Source organism: Halobacillus naozhouensis, from assembly GCF_029714185.1.
Classification (GTDB): Bacteria; Bacillota; Bacilli; order Bacillales; family Halobacillaceae; genus Halobacillus_A; species Halobacillus_A naozhouensis.
Map to the genome: position 1 here is coordinate 1,882,754 of NZ_CP121671.1, position 18,638 is coordinate 1,901,391.

Consider the following 18,638-nt stretch of genomic DNA (forward strand, 5'->3'; position numbering starts at 1 on the left):
AGGTAGGGCTTTTTAATGGACAGAAATGAAAAAAAGCCAGACATATGGCTGACATGTACGATCCTTAGTATTTTATTTATTGGCATTGTGATGGTTTACAGTTCCTCAAGTATCTGGTCAGAATATAAATTTGATGATGCTTGGTATTATGCCAAACGACAAATATTGTTTGCTACATTAGGCTTGATCGCGATGGTTGCCTTGTCCCGGATTCCGTATCATATTTGGTTTAAGCATGCAAAATGGATCGCGATCGTCTGTCTCATTTTCCTCATCGCTGTGTTAATCCCGGGAGTGGGAATGGTCCGCGGGGGAGCACGAAGCTGGATTGGAATCGGAATGTTCAGCATCCAGCCGTCTGAGTTCATGAAACTTGGGCTAATTATTTTTCTGGCTAAGTTTTTAGCGTTAAGACAAAAGAAAATTGTCTCGTTCCAAGAAGGATTTCTTCCGGGACTGGCCATGATCCTTGTACCATTTGCTCTGATTATGCTTCAGCCTGATTTAGGGACAGGCGTCGTAATGGTCACCACGTGTCTTGTAATGATGTTTACAGCTGGTGCGAGAATCAGCCACTTTATGTGGATTGCCGGCGCCGGTGCAGCAGGGATGGTCGGATTGATTGCTTCGGCACCCTATCGGATTAAACGGATTACAGCCTTTTTGCATCCGTGGGAAGATCCGCTTGGGAGCGGCTTTCAAATTATCCAGTCCCTTTATGCCATTGGCCCGGGCGGACTGCTCGGAGTGGGGTTAGGGAACAGCTTGCAGAAGTTCTTCTATCTGCCTGAGCCGCAAACCGATTTTATTTTCTCCGTGTTAGCAGAAGAATTAGGGTTTCTCGGCGGCAGTGCGGTTCTGTTTCTATTCTTAATTTTGCTGTGGCGTGGAATCCGCGCCAGTTTATATGCACCGGACTTATATGGGAGTTTACTGGCGCTAGGGATAGTTGGGATGATCTCCATTCAAGTGATGATTAATGTCAGCGTCGTAACTGGCTTAATTCCAGTAACCGGAATCACCCTTCCACTCGTCAGTTATGGAGGATCCTCTTTAACCTTAACCTTGGCCGCACTTGGCTTGCTATTAAGTGTCAGCCGCTATTCAACGAAATAGGCAGGGGCGGTAACCATATAGCATGCTAGTGCTGTATGGACAGGATGTTGAGAAAATCTCGACATCCTGTTTTTTTGTTCAGAGTTCCATTCGTAATTCGACCTAATTGGGTGTCTATTTCGGTTACGTAGGGTTCATGGGAGGGAGGGGTATTCGCTCCCATGAAGTCCTATACAAAAGCTTGAAAAAACAAGTATTAAATTGTAAACTAGTTCCTAATTCGCATGGGTTTATGTGATATAATGGGTGATATCATGAGCGTAATCAGTTCATACCATTGTATTGAAAAAGTTAGAAGTTTGCTGTGATGAAGTGTTTTGCATCAGGCAACAAGGAGACATGCTGATTATGGAAGAAAAAAAGAAAGTTGTTTCCATAGAGGATCGAATTCCTAAATTAAAACAAGTTAGAAAGAAAAAAGCGAATAGAAGGCTAGTTCAATATTTGTCCGTTTTATTTCTGTTAATTGCGATTGTTGTTTATTTACAGTCCCCGCTGAGTCATGTGCACAACATCAAGATCGAAGGGGAGAATTATGTCAGTAGCGAGAAAATTAAAGAATTGTCCGGGATAACCGATACGACGAATTTCTGGAAGGTTGATCCAGCTGATATAGAAGCAAGTATCTCCTCACATAATCAGATTATTAATGTGGAAGTGAAGAGAAATTTGCCAAGCACGATCCGTATCGAGGTAGAGGAAGCGGAACGAATTGGATATGTGCAAGTGGATGGCAAGTTTCAGCCTATTTTAGAAAATGGCACAAAGCTCGATGTGCAAATGGCAATTCCTGGCGGAGATGCTCCCATATTAAAAGGGTTTACGAAAGCAACCTATTTAAAGGAAATGTCTAAAGAACTTAAACAGCTTCCAAATAGTATTGCCAGTTTAATATCTGAGATTCACTGGATTCCTAAAGAAGACAACCCTTATCTTATCACCCTTTACATGAATGAGGGGTACGAAGTACAGGCTTCAATACGAACCTTCTCTAGTAAAATGCCAGCCTACCCTTCGATTGTATCCCAGCTGAGCGAGGATCAGGAGGGAATCGTACATATAGATGTAGGAGCCTATTTCGAAGCCTATCCGGAACCGAAGAAGGAAGAGGGAGACACGGAAGGTGATGGCGCAGAGGAGAATGAGGATGAGTCATAAAGGAAGAACCTTTATCCTTTCGCTCGTGTTACTCAGCTCAGGCTTTCTGGTTGCTTACAGCTACCAGCAAACGAAATCTGAACCGAAAATGGTCCAGTTAAACGACACTCAATGGGAAAAAGAATATTACTACCGGCAGCAGTTGTTAAAAATTGAGAAAAGGAATAAACAGCTGAAAGAAGAACTAAGTAGTAAGCGTAAAGAAATTCAGGAGTTTGAAACCCAGCTGGCACAGTCTGAACAAATGGTTTCAGATTATGTGGATGAAAAGCAGGAATTACAGCTATTGGCGGGCGAATTACCCGTCAAAGGACCAGGGGTAACCATTACGTTGCGTGATGCTAAATACACCCCGGAATCCGGCAATATCAATGACTATATGGTTCATGAAAGTCATATCCATCTTGTAATTAATGAGCTGCTGAGCGCAGGGGCTAAAGCGGTCTCCATTAATGGTCAGCGTTTTTTTAGTGACAGCTACATCTCCTGTACCGGTCCTGTCATTACGGTGGATGGTGTTCAGCATCCTGCTCCATTCGTGATTTCAGCGATCGGAGACACAGAAGTTCTCTATTCAAGTCTTGATTTAACGCGGGGTGTAGTAGATCAACTAGAGAGTGAGCATGTTGATGTTAAGATGACAGAAGAAAATGAAATCAAAATGAAAGCAAGGGTAACACCTGATGGGTGAACAGCATGAGTAAACGGACAACATGGATGATTTCAGTTATTTTTCTGGTTATTGGTTTTATGATTGCAATTCAGTATCAAACAACAACGGCGGGACCTGTAGAGCGAGAGACGAGGGATGTATGGGAAATAAGAGAAGCTTTGGAAAATCAGCAAATTCGACAGCAGGATCTATTGGAGAAAATTGCCAAAGCGGATCGTACGATTGAGAAGTACCAGAAGCAAAGTGAACATGAGCAAATTGAAACACTCAAATCTTCTATTCACACTCTCGAACGGAAACTGGGGCTGACTCAGCAAACAGGTACGGGAATTATGATTGAGGTTGTGCCGATTTTTCTAGAAACAGAGGAAGTGCAAACTTATCCTTCCATTTCTCCCGAGCTCCTGACTCGTCTGCTTAATGATTTAAACAAGTTCGGAGCAACGGAAATAGCGATAGGAAACGAACGGGTCACAAATTTATCACCCGTGAGAGGTGTAAACGGGGATACTTATATAAACAATCGCCCTCTACCACCCCTGCCTGTAACCATCTATGCCCTTTCGAGTAATCCTGAAAAGCTGGCAGACTATATGGAAGTGAGTCAGTCAAAAGATTACTTTGCTATTGATAACCTCGAATTGAAAGTCAGTATTCAGAACAACATTACTTTGCCAGAGTATGAAGATCCTTTGCATTTAGAGGTGTTACAAAAAGGGGAAATGGGGGAGACAAGTGAATAGAATGTGGCTCCCAGTACTGTTTTTAATCGTCGGGGTTACGGTTGGTTTGATGACAAACCTGACTGTGCCTGAAGAATATAAGGATTATCTGTCTATTGCTGTTTTAGCTGCATTTGATACACTGTTAGGAGGAGTACGGGCCAGCTTGGAAAAAACATTTAATGAGACGGTATTCGTGACCGGATTTTTTTCTAATGTTACTTTAGCGGCATTGCTTGCTTTTGTCGGTGTGCAATTGGGAATAGACCTGTACCTTGCAGCGGTGTTTGCCTTTGGGATGCGCTTATTTCAGAATATTGCGATAATTAGAAGGCTAGTGATTGATCAGCGGCTTAATACGCGAAAAATTAAGAAAATGAAGCAAAAATAAAAGGGTTTTTCGCCCTGGTGTGGAAGATAATAATTATAAAATAATTTCTATTCAGTCACTGATTCCATTACCTAATTTATCAATTCATTTACGTTTATATTGCAACGATTGTTTTTTATCTGTAAATTCGATATGATTTTAGTACTTATATGGCTTGTAACAGGAGGTGCGTCACTGGTGAACCAAAATGAAATATTAGTAAGTTTAGATATAGGAACGAGTCGAATTAAAGTGATTATTGGAGAAATAATGAATGATTCACTTAATATAATTGGCGTTGGATCATCCAAATCAAATGGAATGAAAAAAGGCGCTATTGTAGATATCGACCAAACGGTACATTCGATTAAATCTGCTGTTGAACAAGCAGAGCGAATGGTAGATATGAAGATAGACCGTGTAGTAGTCGGTGTGAACGGGAATCATATTCAATTACAGCCCTGTCATGGGGTCGTAGCTGTTTCTAGTGAAACTCGGGAAATTGGAAATGAAGACATTGCGAGAGTAATTGATGCAGCACAGGTAGTTTCAATTCCACCAGAACGGGAAATTATTGATGTCATCCCACAGCAATTTATTGTTGACGGGCAGGATGAAATCACGGATCCTAGGGGGATGATCGGGGTTCGTCTGGAAATGGAAGGCATGATTATTACATGCGCGAAAACCGTTTTACATAATACATTGAAATGTGTGGAACGAGCTGGGTTAGAGGTGCTCGATGTTTGTTTGCAGCCACTGGCAACCGGTACGGTGTCGCTTTCAGAAGATGAAACAAATCTTGGTGTAGCTCTCGTAGATGTAGGCGGTGGATCAACGACGATATCTATCTTCGATGAAGGCCATTTAAGAGGAACAAGTATGATCCCTTATGGTGGAGATAACTTGACGAAAGACTTGTCCATTGGTTTAAGAACTTCTACAGAGGAAGCTGAAAAAATTAAAATCGATCATGGACATGCTTTTTTTGATGATGCGAACGAAGAGGAAACATTTTCTGTCACAATTATTGGCAGTAATCGCGAACAATCATTCAATCAATTGCAAATCTCTGATATGATTGAAGCAAGACTGGAAGAAATCCTTGTTTTTGCTGCCCAGGAATTGCAGCGCATGGGTGTACGTGAGTTACCGGGCGGCTTTGTGCTTACCGGAGGCGCGATGAATATGCCTGGAGTACTGGAGTTGGCTCAGGATGTATTTAATTCAAATATCCGATTAGCCATCCCAGATTATATTGGTGTACGCGAGCCACAATACACGAGTGGTGTTGGGATATTGCAATTCGCTTATCGTAATGCGAAAATACAAGGGAAAGAGATGTTTCCGTCTGTCTCTATGGATTATGAGCAGCCCGCTCCTAAAAAACAGAAGCGGACAGCAAAGCAGCCAAAAGAAGAAGAAACAGAAGAGCCTAAGAAGAAGAAAAAAGAATCAGGGTTCCAAAACCTATTAAAGTATTTCTTTGATTAAAGTAACAAGAAAATATTTATGGGAACGTTCGACATAGTAAATCTTGTAATCTTGTGTATTAGGAGGAACGGAAGATGTTAGAGTTTGATACGAGCATGGATTCACTAGCGACAATTAAAGTAATAGGTGTCGGCGGCGGCGGAAGTAATGCCGTTAACCGAATGATTGAGCACGGAGTTCAAGGTGTAGAATTTATTGCTGTCAACACAGACGCACAGGCGTTGAATCTATCAAAAGCAGAAGTGAAAATGCAGATTGGCGGTAAACTGACTCGCGGACTTGGCGCTGGAGCGAATCCAGAGGTAGGCCGCAAAGCAGCTGAAGAAAGCAAGGAACAGTTGGAAGAAGCACTTCAAGGTGCCGATATGGTCTTTGTTACAGCTGGAATGGGAGGAGGCACAGGAACAGGTGCTGCCCCTGTTATCGCTCAAGTAGCGAAAGAACTTGGAGCCTTAACTGTCGGTGTTGTTACCCGCCCGTTTACGTTTGAAGGACGCAAGCGTTCCACTCAGGCAACAGGTGGAATTGAAGGCTTAAAAGGCAGTGTAGATACGTTAATCGTTATCCCGAATGACCGTTTGCTAGAGATTGTTGATAAGAACACACCGATGCTTGAAGCTTTCCGTGAAGCCGACAACGTGCTTCGCCAGGGTGTTCAGGGGATTTCAGACTTGATCGCAGTCCCTGGTTTAATTAACGTTGACTTTGCAGACGTCAAAACCATCATGGTTGATAAAGGTTCAGCATTAATGGGCATTGGTATTGCTACAGGAGAAAGCCGAGCTGCAGAAGCTGCCAAAAAAGCGATCTCCTCACCATTGCTTGAAACATCCATTGATGGAGCGCACGGCGTTCTCATGAACATTAGTGGCGGAGCGAATTTAAGTCTTTATGAAGTACAGGAAGCTGCCGATATTGTCACTTCGGCTGCAGACCAGGAAGTCAATGTGATCTTTGGTTCGGTTATCAATGAAAATTTGAAAGATGAAATCGTCGTAACGGTTATTGCGACTGGGTTTGATGAGGCCCAAATTGCAGAAGCTCAGAAGAGACCACGCGGTAACATGATGAATCAAATGAAATCTAACCCGCAAGAGCGCGTTCGTGAAGAGCAGCCGCAATCACGCCGTGAGGCTCCAGCTTCACCGCAGACACCACCGAGACAAAGCCCTAATCAAGAAGAAGATACACTTGATATTCCAACGTTTTTACGTAATCGTAATCGCCGCAGATAAACAAGTGTGAAAATATCGCTGTCCCTAGAGGGGCAGCGATATTTTTTATGCCCAGAGATCTATTTTACAGCAGTTAAGTTTATATGAGTTTGGGTGCGTCCAGCGTTAGTATTAGTCAATCGATTCTGCGGACTTCACAGACTCGTATAGTTTTGCAAAGACCTGTGGCATAACAACCGCGTCACAGAGAGATTTTCAGTTTTCTCATAAGAAGTTTTTCTGTCGTTTTGGGTACTGTGAACCTGAAGTGCTTCCGTTCTTCTCACAAACACAAGGAGGTCCGGGAAATTGTGAGACTCCTGTGGGATAAACATGGCAGGTGAGACCCCGGAGGACGGAGTCCGAGGAGGCTCAGCGCATGCCCACGGAAAACGAGTGATTTCCCGGACCTCCTATCTCCATCCAAGGAAACGGAACCATAGCGGAATTGGGCCTTCCAGTTTACTGCCCTTAACCTAATAAAAGTGATTTCAAATACTTGACTAGACTTGGGGAGGTGCTTTCTTTTTACATTTTGAATCCCTTGGGGCACACGAGGCTTAAATCATGAAATTGGTTTAATTAACCATAATTAAGTTTACATAATAAAATTATTACACACTTAATTCTTCATTTTTCTCCATAAATCATCTTTGAGATCCCCGAAAATCACTAGACAGAAAGTAACAAAACTAGCTTTGAATCAAATCAAAATGTGACAGACTTTTTACATAGACAGGCTTTATACTAATTTATAAATCATTAAGAGAGGAGAGGGGAGGATTTACCTTGATGCTGTTTGGACATTGAATGTTTTCATGGACGGAATGATTCTATACTTAACTCAAGGATTAACTCGAGCGAAAACGACGAATAAACGTTTGATAGCCGCAGCCTTGTTTGCTTCCTGCATCGTTCCGATTACGGTGTATATGCCTCATATCTGGTTAACTTCAGCATTAGGGAAGTTATTTTTTTCGCTTATCATTATCTATATGGCGTTTTCTTTTAAGTCTATTCAATCTTTTATCATCCAATGGCTGACTTTCTATTTTGTAACGTTTGCGATCGGAGGCGCTCTACTAGGGATTCATTTTTTCTTAAATAGTCGAGTTGAATTTGATGGAAGCACCATGATCACCTTTTCTTCTGGATATGGAGATCCGGTCAGCTGGGTGCTTGTATGTGTCGGCTTTCCATTATCGTGGCTATTTACGAAATGGCGCATGGAACAAGTGCAAGCACACAAAATGAAGACAGAAGATTTGTATAACGTCACCGTCAGCTTTGATGGCAAACAGGCAAATTGTACCGGGTTAGTGGATAGTGGAAACCAGCTGATTGATCCGATTAGCAAAAAAATGGTTTTCCTGGCTGACCTCCATGTATGGAAACAGCTTTTGGCCGAACAGGATTTAGAGTACGTAAAAACAGACCAAGTATTGGAGCACTTAGAGGAACTGTCACCTGAAGTTCAATCAGCGGTCCGTGTCGTCCCGTATCAGGGTGCAGGGTCGCTCGGGCAGTTAATGGTTACGTTCTTTGTCGAGTCGATTACCATTCATACAAATGAAGGTCAATTAAAGGTAGATCAGCCACTCCTGGGCGTTCAGCAACATGACTTAACACACGACCAAATGTACCAGATTTTAATCCACCCTCATGCTTCATTAAAGGGAATTACGGCTTAGCGAAGGGAGAGTTTTCATGAAGTGGAAATTGAAACTTAAATTATGGATTTATAAATTATTGATAAAGCTCGGTATAAAGCAGAGCGAAATCTACTATATTGGCGGAAGTGAGGCACTGCCGCCGCCTTTATCCCGAGAAGAAGAACGGGAATTACTGGAGCGGCTGCCTAAAGGAGATAAAGCAGCTCGGGCCATGCTGATAGAACGTAACCTGCGTCTTGTCGTGTATATTGCTCGTAAATTTGAGAACACTGGGCTGAACATCGAAGATTTAATTAGTATCGGTACAATTGGACTTATTAAAGCTGTGAATACCTTTGATCCTGAGAAGAAAATTAAGCTGGCAACTTACGCTTCGAGATGTATTGAAAATGAAATTTTGATGCATTTACGTAAAAGTAATAAGCTGAAGACCGAAGTATCTTTTGATGAACCATTGAACGTCGATTGGGACGGAAATGAACTGCTTTTATCAGATATACTTGGAACGGACGAAGATTTAATTACAAGAGGGATTGAGAAGAAGATTGATAAAACACTACTTAAATCCGCCCTCACCCAATTAAATGACCGCGAAAAAGAAATTATGGAACTGCGCTTTGGATTGATCGGAAAAAAAGAAAAAACTCAAAAAGATGTTGCGGATATGATGGGCATCTCTCAGTCCTATATATCAAGGCTTGAGAAGAAAATTATCCGACGCTTGCAACGTGAATTTGATAAAATGGTATAGATTTTCTTACGTGTGAATGTGCATAAATTTTCCTCCCAAGGAGATACTGAGAACTGATTACAGCTTCTTGGGAGGGTCTTACATTGACACGTCATAAAGTAGAAATATGTGGTGTAGATACATCAAAGCTTCCTGTACTTAAAAATAAAGAAATGCGGGCCCTATTTAAACGAATGCAAAGTGGAGATGACAGTGCTCGTGAAGAGCTTGTCAACGGAAACTTACGACTTGTTTTATCAGTCATTCAGAGGTTTAACAACCGCGGTGAATACGGGGATGATTTGTTCCAGGTTGGCTGCATCGGATTGATGAAATCGATTGATAATTTCGATCTAAGTCACAATGTGAAGTTTTCCACCTATGCCGTTCCAATGATTATCGGGGAAATCCGCCGCTATCTGCGGGATAATAATCCCATTCGCGTTTCCCGGTCACTTCGGGATACAGCTTACAAAGCACTGCAAATGCGAGAGAAAATGATAGGTGAAACATCGAAGGATCCAGCTCCTCATGAAATCGCTGAAAAAATGGGTGTGCCTCATGAGGATGTAGTCTTTGCCATGGATGCAATCCAGGATCCTGTTTCTTTGTTTGAACCGATTTATAATGATGGGGGAGATCCCATTTTTGTTGTCGATCAATTAAAGGACGATCGTGAAAAAGATTCTAATTGGGTGGACGAGCTATCACTACGAGAAGGTATGAAAAAGTTAAACGATCGCGAAAAAATGATTTTAACAAAACGATTTTTTCAAGGAAAAACGCAAATGGAGGTCGCAGACGAAATCGGAATATCGCAGGCTCAAGTGTCAAGGTTAGAGAAAGCTGCGATTAAAGAAATGAATTCATCTATGTTTCAATAAGGGAAACACCGCTTGCTAAGCAAATGCAGGCGGTGTTTTCTTTTTGTAAAGAAAGAGTTGACCACCTTGTGCATATACTCTAGAAAGGAGTGGTGAAGTGATGAAAATTTCTGAGCTGCAAATGAAAGATGTCATTGCGATGGAAACGGGAGAACGTCTTGGCTATATATCAGATTTAGATATCGATACCCAGAGAGGACAGTTGCAAGGATTAGTCATCACCTTAAAAGGAAAAGCGATGGGTTTGTTCGGAAAAGATGAAGAAGTCGTCATCCCCTGGGCCCAAATTGTAAACATTGGGGCAGATGTTATTTTAGTGAAAAAATCCAGTTATAGTGGAGTTAAGAGTCAGCAAAAGTCAAATTCTCACGAATGAAATAGGAAAAAGCGTGAATGATGTGGTAAAATGGAGGGAAATCGAGGTGGTATAATGACCGAGCCTTTCAAACACCAGGCGTCGAGACATTTATCGTGTTTAGAAGAATATGGCGTAAAAGCAGGAATAACGACGAGACAGAACGGGTATAGTGAAGTGCCATACGCTTCCTTAAATATGGGGTTGCATGTTGGAGATGCGGTAACTGACGTGTTGCGAAATCGCAAAGAACTTGCAAATGATCTGGGCTTTCCATTAGAACAATGGGTGATGGGGCAACAAGTCCATGGCACAGGCATACATGTGGTCAAACAGGAAGATGCAGGGAGAGGAGCATTTGCTAAGGAGCAAGCGATTGCTGATGTAGATGGATTGATTACCAATCAGAAAGACCTTCTGCTTACCGCTTTCTATGCGGATTGTGTTCCTCTTCTTTTCATCGACCCAGTAGCAGAATGGATTGGGATTGCCCATGCAGGCTGGAAAGGCACTGTGCATGATATGACAGGGCGAATGGTTACTGCATTGACGAGCCAGGGCGCCACTGTTGCAAACCTAAGGATGGTCATCGGACCTGCCATTGGTGAACGAAATTATGAAGTCGACCACCATGTTATTCAGCACATTCCCGAAGCTTATAAAAAGAAAGTGTCTATTCCTACGGGATCTGACAAATATTTGTTAGATTTAAAAGAGCTAAACAAACAAATCGCAATACATGCAGGTTTGCGCGAATCCCACATTTATAAGACAAATTTATGTACGTTTGATGAAGAGGAGCTATTCTATTCACATCGGCGTGACCATGGGAAAACGGGAAGAATGCTGGCTTACATTGGTCTTTAAGTAAATGTGAAAGGAGCAGCGATACATACATGACTGTGGCAGAAAACTTAACAAAAATGAACAAAACGATTGAGCAGGCGTGCCGGAGAAGTGATCGTAATCCAGAGGAGATTACGATCATCGCCGTAACGAAATACGTTTCGATTGAGAGGACAAAGGAAGCATTGGAAGCCGGGATTACGAATCTTGGTGAAAACAGGAAAGAAGGCTTCCTTGAAAAGTATGAAAGTATAGAGGATCAGGCTGCGTGGCATTTCATTGGTACACTACAATCGCGCAAAGTGAAAGATGTGATCCATAAAATAGATCAGCTTCACTCCTTAGATCGCCGTTCCCTGGCTAAAGAAATTAATAAGCGGGCTGAAGAACCTGTTTCTTGTTTTGTACAAGTTAATGTCAGTGGGGAGGAATCGAAACATGGCCTCCCGCTAGAAGAAGTGGAATCGTTCATTGAGGATATGAAGGCATATGACAAAGTTAAGGTAGTCGGGTTAATGGCTATGGCCCCGCATATCGAGGAAGAAGAGGGATTAAGAGCCGTTTTTAGAAAACTACGTGCTTTACGTGACCGGGTAAGGGACAAGCAACTGGCCCACGCTCCTTGCGAATGGCTGTCCATGGGAATGAGTAATGATTATGAGATAGCCATTGAAGAAGGAGCCACCCACATTCGAGTCGGTTCTAGTTTAGTAGGATAATAAAAATATCTGAGGTGATCAGAATGAGCATGAAAAACAAATTCAAATCTTTTTTTACATTGGAAGATGAATATGAATATGTGGATGAAGATAGAATGGATAGTGAAGAAGAGGAAGAAGAAATTGCACCTATGCAGAGAAACAGGCAAAGACAGGAACATCAAAATGTAGTGAGCCTGAAAAGTGCCAAGTCTTCTTCTAAGATGGTTCTGAGTGAACCTAAAACGTATAATGAAGCTCAGGAAATAGCTGACCAGCTTGTGAATCGTAAAGCGGTGGTCATTAATTTGCAGCGAGTCGACCATCATCAAGCGAAGCGAATTGTGGATTTTCTCAGCGGTACCGTTTATGCTATAGGTGGAGACATTCAAAAACTTGGTGCCCAGACATTTCTATGCACACCAGATAATGTGGAGATCTCTGGTACGATTTCAGAAATGCTGATGGGTGAAGAAGAAGATACGAGTAGAAGGTGGTAAATAATGGATCAGTTGTTTAATGTTTTATTTTTTGCGATTAATATTTATAGTTGGCTCTTAATTATTTACATTCTATTGTCCTGGTTCCCAGGTGCAAGAGAGTCAAGTTTCGGCGAGATTCTCAGTAAAATGTGTGAACCGTTTCTAGAGCCGTTTCGAAAGATCATCCCGCCTTTAGGAATGATTGATTTATCTCCTCTTGTGGCCATTTTCGTATTACGGTTTGCAGGACAAGGTCTACAAGTTTTATTTAACATGATCTTTTATTAATAACCGAATCGGAACAGGTTAGATGCTAGCCGAAAGCAGCCAGCCTCTTATCTGTTCTTTTTGTCGTAAACGGTGGTGAAGTAATGGAAATCTATCAGCATTTCAGGGAAGACGAGCGTCTGTTCATTGATCAGGTGATCGCCTGGGAAAATGATGTAGAGATGCGCTATGAACGCAAAGAAAGTGACTTTCTCAACCCGCGGGAACAACAGATCGTGAGCGCTGTCATGGGGAATAACTCTGTGCTGAAATGGGGCTTATACGGCGGCTCTGAAAACAGTGAAAGAAAACGAGCGGTCATAGCTCCTGAATATGAAGTGATTAGCGATCAAGATTTCAATGTGGTGTTGTTAGAAGCAAGTTATCCTGATAAGTTTATGACACTTGAGCACAGGGATGTACTTGGGGCATTTATGTCTCTCGGCATTCGCAGGGAAAAACTCGGGGACCTTATCGTTCAGGATGGATGGATTCATATTCTGGCTGCTTCTGAAATCAGTGATTACATATGCATGAATTTTACCGGAGTGAAAAAAGCAAAAGTAAGCTTCGAGCAAAAACCGCTCAGCTCGATGATGGAGAGTAACGAAGTGTGGCAGTCAAAAGACGCCACGTTAAGCTCCTTAAGGCTTGATGTTGTTGTGAAAGAAATATACGGTGTCTCACGCAAAAAGGCAGCGATGTATATTGAAGCAGGCCATGTGAAAGTCAACTTCAAAACGGTGGAAAGCTCGTCTTTCCTTTTAGAAGCCGGAGATCTCCTATCTGTCCGGGGGAATGGAAGAAGCAGAGTGGACCAAATCAATGGCATGACAAAAAAGGAAAAGTATCGTGTGACGATTTCTAAATTAATTGGATAAATTAGAGGAATTACACGAGCGAATGTCGAAACAAGTACCATAGCTGTTTGTATCGACACTTATAGGGAGGTGGCCGGTGTGCCTTTAACACCACTTGATATTCACAATAAAGAATTTACACGCGGGTTCAGAGGGTATGATGAAGATGAAGTAAATGAATTTCTGGATCAAGTCATCAAAGATTATGAAATCGTCATTCGTAAGAAGAAGGAACTCGAACGTGAAGTCGAACAGATGAATGAACGTCTAGGTCACTTCAATACGATTGAAACGACGTTGAATAAATCTATTCTTGTCGCGCAGGAAACAGCAGAAGAAGTTAAAAATAGTGCGACGAAGGAATCGAAACTTATCGTCCGTGAAGCGGAAAAAAATGCGGACCGTATTATAAATGAAGCGCTTGAGAAATCCAGACGAATTGCTGTAGAAGTAGAAGAAATGAAAAAACAGGCGAAAGTGTTCAAGATGAGACTGCGTATGCTTGTGGAAGCGCAGGTTGAAATGATTGATAATGATGACTGGGATCATCTCTTTGAAACTGAGTTCGATGAAGAAATTGATCTGAAGGAAGAGCTGGCAAACAATAATACTTGACTTCGTGAACAGGATTACATATAATGCATAAGCATAAAGTGAAATGCCCGTGTTTATTTATCTTGGATAATTAAATATGAATTAAACGATGATAGGGAAAGTACGCAGGGATGCAAGGATCTGTTAAGCGATTCGGTGATGGTGGAAGACCGAAGCTTGCTTCTGTTGGAAAATCCCCCTTGAGTTACTACGTCGAACCAATATGCAGTAGATGTAGTCGTGTCATTCACGATACGAATAAGACAAGTGATTTAGCTGATTTTAGCTAATTTATTAGGGTGGTAACGCGAGCCTTCTCGCCCCTTTTTATGGGGTGGGGAGGCTTTTTTATCGTCTGAATTAAAAAGAGGCGCTTTAAGCTTTAGTTTTATGAAAATAAGGAGGAGCATCTATGAATTACAAAGAAACATTGTTGATGCCAAAAACAGAATTTCCGATGCGAGGCAATTTACCGAATCGTGAGCCGGAAATGCAAAAAACATGGGAAGACTTAAATATTTATCAGGAAGTTCAAAAACGGACAGAAGGTCGTCCGTTGTTCGTGTTGCACGATGGACCTCCTTATGCCAACGGAAGCCTGCACATGGGGCATGCATTAAATAAATCATTAAAAGATTTTATTGTGCGATATAAATCAATGGCTGGTTACCATGCACCATACGTACCTGGCTGGGATACGCATGGACTGCCGATTGAATCTGCCCTAGCTAAGAAAAAGGTTGATCGAAAAAAGATGTCTGTTGCGGAATTCCGCAAGCGCTGCGCCGAATATGCTTTAGGTCAGCTGGACAGTCAGCGAACTGAATTTAAACGGATGGGAGTTCGCGGGGACTGGGATAATCCTTATATTACATTAAATAAAGATTATGAAGCCGAACAAATTAAGGTGTTTGGTGACATGGCTAAGAAAGGGTATATTTATAAAGGTCTTAAGCCAGTTTTCTGGTCTCCATCTTCTGAATCTGCCTTAGCTGAGGCTGAAATTGAGTACCAGGATAAACGTTCACCGTCTATTTATGTAGCTTTTGACGTTAAAGATGGTAAAGGGCTGCTGGAGGGTGATGAGAAATTCATTATCTGGACGACAACGCCTTGGACGATTCCATCTAACTTAGGGATCGCTTTAAATCCGGGCTATGACTACGCTGTTGTTCAAGTAGATCAGAATAAATTTATCATTGCTCGCGATTTGTTGGACACTGTAGCTGAAAAGCTTGAGTGGACAGATTATGAAGTGAAGCAAGTTTTCAAAGGAAAAGAAGCGGATCGTATAACGGCCAAACATCCATTGTATGATCGTGAATCGCTCGTCGTTCTTGGTGATCATGTAACGGTTGATGGCGGTACAGGATGTGTTCACACAGCACCTGGTCACGGGGAAGATGACTTCTGGGTAGGACAGCAATATGGTCTTGATGTTCTTTGTCCTGTCGATCATAAAGGTGTGTTCACAGAGGAAGCACCAGGCTATGAAGGCATGTTCTATGATAAAGCTAACAAACCTATTACGGATGAATTGAAAGAAGCGGGTGCCTTGTTAAGCCTTGCGTTCATTACACACTCTTACCCTCATGATTGGCGTACGAAGAAACCGACTATTTTCCGGGCAACGGATCAATGGTTCGCTTCGATTAAAGATTTCCGGGAAGACCTACTGGAGGAAATCAATCAAGTAAAATGGACGCCTAAGTGGGGAGAAACACGTTTGTATAACATGGTCCGCGATCGTCAGGACTGGTGTATTTCCCGCCAGCGTACCTGGGGCGTGCCGATTCCTGTTTTCTATGCTGAAAATGGCACACCGATCATTACAGACGAAACGATCAGTCACGTATCCGAGCTATTCCGTGAACACGGTTCGAATGTCTGGTTTGAGCGAGAAGCAAAAGATTTGCTTCCTGATGGATTTACGTCTGAGCATAGTCCGAATGGCGAGTTTACCAAAGAAACTGACATTATGGACGTATGGTTTGATTCCGGCTCATCCCACCAGGGTGTACTGCATCAAAGAGAGGAGCTCAATCGTCCTGCCGATCTTTATTTGGAAGGATCCGACCAATACAGAGGCTGGTTTAACTCTTCCCTATCAACAGCGGTTGCGGTTACAGGAAAGGCTCCGTTCAAAGGTATCTTGAGTCATGGGTTTGCTCTTGATGGCAACGGCCGCAAGATGAGTAAGTCGCTTGGAAATGTAATCATTCCCGACAAAGTGATGAAGCAGCTGGGCGCCGATATTATTCGCCTTTGGGTCGCTTCCGCGGATTACCAGGCCGATGTCAGAATTTCCGATAAAATTTTGAAGCAAGTGGCTGAAGTATATCGTAAGGTTCGTAACACCTTCCGCTTCCTGCTCGGTAATTTACACGACTTTGATCCAAACATAGACATGGTGAGTGATGAGAACCTGCAAGAAGTGGATCAGTATATGCTGCATCGTCTCCATACGCTTGTGGGTGATGTTCGCCAGGCATATGATGACTACGAATTTTCTGTTGTCTATAACAAGATACACAATTTCTGTACCATTGATTTAAGTTCGTTTTATTTAGATTTTGCAAAAGATATTCTGTATATTGAAGCAAAAAGCCACCCGTATCGTCGCAGCATCCAGACGGTTTACTACAAAATTCTAACGTCTCTCGTGAAGCTGATGTCACCGATTACCCCACATACGGCCGATGAAGCATGGAAGTTTATTCCGGGAGTAGATACTGCCAGTGTCCAGCTGACAGATATGCCGGAAGCAAATGACCCTGTCGATGCAGCACTCGTGGAGAAATGGGATCACTTTATGGAAGTTCGCGATGACGTGTTAAAAGCACTTGAAGCGGCCCGTAATGAAAAAGTGATCGGAAAATCACTGGAGGCCCGTGTGACGCTGGTTCCTAAGAATGATAAAACACGAGAAGTTCTTACGAGTATTGATCACATACATCAGCTGCTGATTGTGTCGGATGCAACTGTTGCAACAGAGGCAACAGACGCTCAGTCTTATGAGCATGTGAACGTAGAAGTTGTGAAGCATTCAGGTGAAAAATGTGAGCGCTGCTGGGTATCTTCTGATGATATTGGAAAAGATCAGGATCATCCAGAATTGTGTGGACGTTGTGCAACTGTTGTTAAAGAACATTATGAAGTATAAAAAGTGCGTGCCGCTCAAGTTAACTGAGCGGCACGTTTTTTTAGGATGGGTAGAATCTATTCATTTAGGTAAGAATCCTGTAGAGTTTCAGAAGAATTGATACTAATTTGGGAAGAACCAAAGTGGTTTTGGGTGCTGCAAGTCCTGCTCGAACCAATGCAGGCTTGTCAGACAACAGGATGATATTAAAAAAAGCCCTAGCCTCAGATTTTGAGGTTAGGGCTTTTGAAGGTTTCAATAAACTGACTTTTAGTTAGAATACTCTTTCTGTGAGTTCTTACTCTTATCAGACATGAACCATCCGCCAATTGCGATGGCCAGTAGGACAGTCCAGAAAATAATCGTCCAGGTTGTACTGTGAGCAAATGTTTCAGGCAGCACACCGACATTGTGGTGGGACAGAGTAATAATAGCTAGCTTTACACCTACCCACGTGACGATTAAATAAGCTGCTGTCTCCAAGCCGGGACGTTTTTCAAGAAGTTGTACAAACCAGTTAGCCGCAAATTTAATGAGCACCAGTCCTGCGATGGTAGCGATAACGATGACTGCATATTTACCTCCATCCATTCCACCGAACTGCGGAAGGGGAGTAGCTGGCAATGTGACGGCCAGGGCCACGGCTGCCAGAATGGAGTCGATGGCAAAAGCCACGTCGGCAACACCGATTTTTGCTACAGTAGGCCAAAAACCGGCCCCTGTTTTATCTTCTTCATCTTCTTCGCCTTCGTTTTTCTTAACGAAAAACGTGGCATACACATGTTTGACACCGAGGTAAATGAGGTAAGCTGCCCCAATCGCCTGAACTTGCCAGACACCTGCCAAAAATGAGATAAGGAAGATAGCAGCAAATCGGAAAATAAAGGCCATAAGAATACCATAATCGATTGCACGTTTCTTTTCTTCTTCTGGTAAATGCTTGGCAATCACCGCAAGCACAAGGGCATTATCAGCAGATAATATTCCCTCCAGACCAATTAATACCAGTAAAGTCCAGCCATATTCGAGCCAGATTGATTCCATGTTGATTTCTCCTTTCAAGACGTCAATATAAGCGTAATGCATTTTTAAGTTGAACTGGTATAGACCACAAAAAACAAGACCTTCACCATTCAACTTAGGCAAAGGTCTTGCTAACAAAAGTTGCCAGTAATGCCGAGAGTGATCTCAAGACTCTGTAATGACGACAGTTACTGTTAAAGCTACTCCCCTTTGAATTCTATGAATAGTTAACCACGTTAGCCAGTATAAGTCAATATTTTTAACCACGGTTGTTAAAACTAAATGCAAATATTACAGTTCCCGATTCATGTCAAGCTTATCCATGTGAATACAAGTA

Annotated in this window: 19 protein-coding genes and 1 other annotated feature; of the genes, 18 read left to right on the forward strand and 1 reads right to left on the reverse strand. The window is 42.4% G+C overall.

From position 1 onward, the window contains the following. Nucleotides 1-15 precede the first annotated feature (15 nt). From spoVE to ileS, 18 genes are all read left to right on the forward strand, one after another. Nucleotides 16-1,116 (forward strand): stage V sporulation protein E, encoded by a 1,101-nt coding sequence (spoVE, locus tag P9989_RS09930; RefSeq protein WP_283078595.1) that lies wholly within the window; start codon nucleotides 16-18, stop codon nucleotides 1,114-1,116. Nucleotides 1,117-1,464: 348 nt separating this feature from the next. After that, entirely contained in the window at nucleotides 1,465-2,274 is an 810-nt protein-coding gene (locus P9989_RS09935) for a cell division protein FtsQ/DivIB (protein ID WP_283078596.1), read from the forward strand. Next, nucleotides 2,264-2,965, forward strand: a complete 702-nt coding sequence (locus P9989_RS09940; RefSeq protein ID WP_283078597.1) for a DUF881 domain-containing protein — start codon at nucleotides 2,264-2,266, stop codon at nucleotides 2,963-2,965. The genes P9989_RS09935 and P9989_RS09940 overlap by 11 nt, the downstream gene beginning before the upstream one ends. 5 nt (nucleotides 2,966-2,970) lie before the next feature. After that, nucleotides 2,971-3,690, forward strand: coding sequence for a DUF881 domain-containing protein (locus tag P9989_RS09945; protein WP_283078598.1), 720 nt, complete (start codon nucleotides 2,971-2,973; stop codon nucleotides 3,688-3,690). A 1-nt stretch (nucleotide 3,691) separates the two neighbouring features. Continuing rightward, nucleotides 3,692-4,060 carry a small basic family protein gene (locus P9989_RS09950; RefSeq protein WP_283078884.1) on the forward strand — a complete coding sequence of 123 codons (369 nt, stop codon included), beginning with the start codon at nucleotides 3,692-3,694 and terminating at the stop codon, nucleotides 4,058-4,060. Nucleotides 4,061-4,237: 177 nt separating this feature from the next. After that, entirely contained in the window at nucleotides 4,238-5,533 is a 1,296-nt protein-coding gene (ftsA, locus tag P9989_RS09955; RefSeq protein ID WP_283078599.1) for a cell division protein FtsA, read from the forward strand. 74 nt (nucleotides 5,534-5,607) lie between these two features. After that, the gene (gene ftsZ, locus P9989_RS09960) at nucleotides 5,608-6,768 is read left to right on the forward strand and encodes a cell division protein FtsZ (RefSeq protein WP_283078600.1); all 1,161 of its coding nucleotides are present in this window, start codon (nucleotides 5,608-5,610) and stop codon (nucleotides 6,766-6,768) included. A 785-nt stretch (nucleotides 6,769-7,553) separates the two neighbouring features. Continuing rightward, complete coding sequence (spoIIGA, locus tag P9989_RS09965) at nucleotides 7,554-8,438, forward strand: sigma-E processing peptidase SpoIIGA (protein WP_283078601.1); 885 nt, start codon at nucleotides 7,554-7,556, stop codon at nucleotides 8,436-8,438. A gap of 16 nt (nucleotides 8,439-8,454) precedes the next feature. Beyond that, nucleotides 8,455-9,171: an RNA polymerase sporulation sigma factor SigE gene (gene sigE, locus P9989_RS09970; protein ID WP_283078602.1), complete on the forward strand. Its 717-nt coding sequence runs from the start codon at nucleotides 8,455-8,457 to the stop codon at nucleotides 9,169-9,171. An 83-nt stretch (nucleotides 9,172-9,254) separates the two neighbouring features. Next, nucleotides 9,255-10,034, forward strand: a complete 780-nt coding sequence (gene sigG, locus P9989_RS09975) for an RNA polymerase sporulation sigma factor SigG (RefSeq protein ID WP_283078603.1) — start codon at nucleotides 9,255-9,257, stop codon at nucleotides 10,032-10,034. Between the two features lie 97 nt (nucleotides 10,035-10,131). Beyond that, complete coding sequence (locus P9989_RS09980; protein ID WP_283078604.1) at nucleotides 10,132-10,410, forward strand: YlmC/YmxH family sporulation protein; 279 nt, start codon at nucleotides 10,132-10,134, stop codon at nucleotides 10,408-10,410. Nucleotides 10,411-10,440: 30 nt separating this feature from the next. Beyond that, on the forward strand, nucleotides 10,441-11,256 hold the full coding sequence (gene pgeF / locus P9989_RS09985) for a peptidoglycan editing factor PgeF (protein WP_283078605.1): 816 nt from the start codon (nucleotides 10,441-10,443) through the stop codon (nucleotides 11,254-11,256). A 29-nt stretch (nucleotides 11,257-11,285) separates the two neighbouring features. After that, nucleotides 11,286-11,954, forward strand: coding sequence for a YggS family pyridoxal phosphate-dependent enzyme (locus P9989_RS09990; protein ID WP_283078606.1), 669 nt, complete (start codon nucleotides 11,286-11,288; stop codon nucleotides 11,952-11,954). 23 nt (nucleotides 11,955-11,977) lie between these two features. Further along, on the forward strand, nucleotides 11,978-12,433 hold the full coding sequence (locus P9989_RS09995; protein WP_283078607.1) for a cell division protein SepF: 456 nt from the start codon (nucleotides 11,978-11,980) through the stop codon (nucleotides 12,431-12,433). Between the two features lie 3 nt (nucleotides 12,434-12,436). After that, nucleotides 12,437-12,703 carry a YggT family protein gene (locus P9989_RS10000; protein ID WP_283078608.1) on the forward strand — a complete coding sequence of 89 codons (267 nt, stop codon included), beginning with the start codon at nucleotides 12,437-12,439 and terminating at the stop codon, nucleotides 12,701-12,703. A gap of 83 nt (nucleotides 12,704-12,786) precedes the next feature. Beyond that, nucleotides 12,787-13,563 carry a YlmH family RNA-binding protein gene (locus P9989_RS10005; RefSeq protein WP_283078609.1) on the forward strand — a complete coding sequence of 259 codons (777 nt, stop codon included), beginning with the start codon at nucleotides 12,787-12,789 and terminating at the stop codon, nucleotides 13,561-13,563. A 78-nt stretch (nucleotides 13,564-13,641) separates the two neighbouring features. Further along, nucleotides 13,642-14,157 carry a DivIVA domain-containing protein gene (locus tag P9989_RS10010; protein ID WP_283078610.1) on the forward strand — a complete coding sequence of 172 codons (516 nt, stop codon included), beginning with the start codon at nucleotides 13,642-13,644 and terminating at the stop codon, nucleotides 14,155-14,157. Between the two features lie 79 nt (nucleotides 14,158-14,236). After that, nucleotides 14,237-14,464, forward strand: a binding site (T-box leader). Between the two features lie 84 nt (nucleotides 14,465-14,548). After that, nucleotides 14,549-17,299: an isoleucine--tRNA ligase gene (ileS, locus tag P9989_RS10015; protein WP_283078611.1), complete on the forward strand. Its 2,751-nt coding sequence runs from the start codon at nucleotides 14,549-14,551 to the stop codon at nucleotides 17,297-17,299. 249 nt (nucleotides 17,300-17,548) lie between these two features. On the opposite strand, the gene P9989_RS10020 is transcribed toward ileS, so the two are convergent. Continuing rightward, nucleotides 17,549-18,322, reverse strand: coding sequence for a TerC family protein (locus P9989_RS10020; RefSeq protein ID WP_283078612.1), 774 nt, complete (start codon nucleotides 18,320-18,322; stop codon nucleotides 17,549-17,551). Nucleotides 18,323-18,638: the final 316 nt, after the last annotated feature.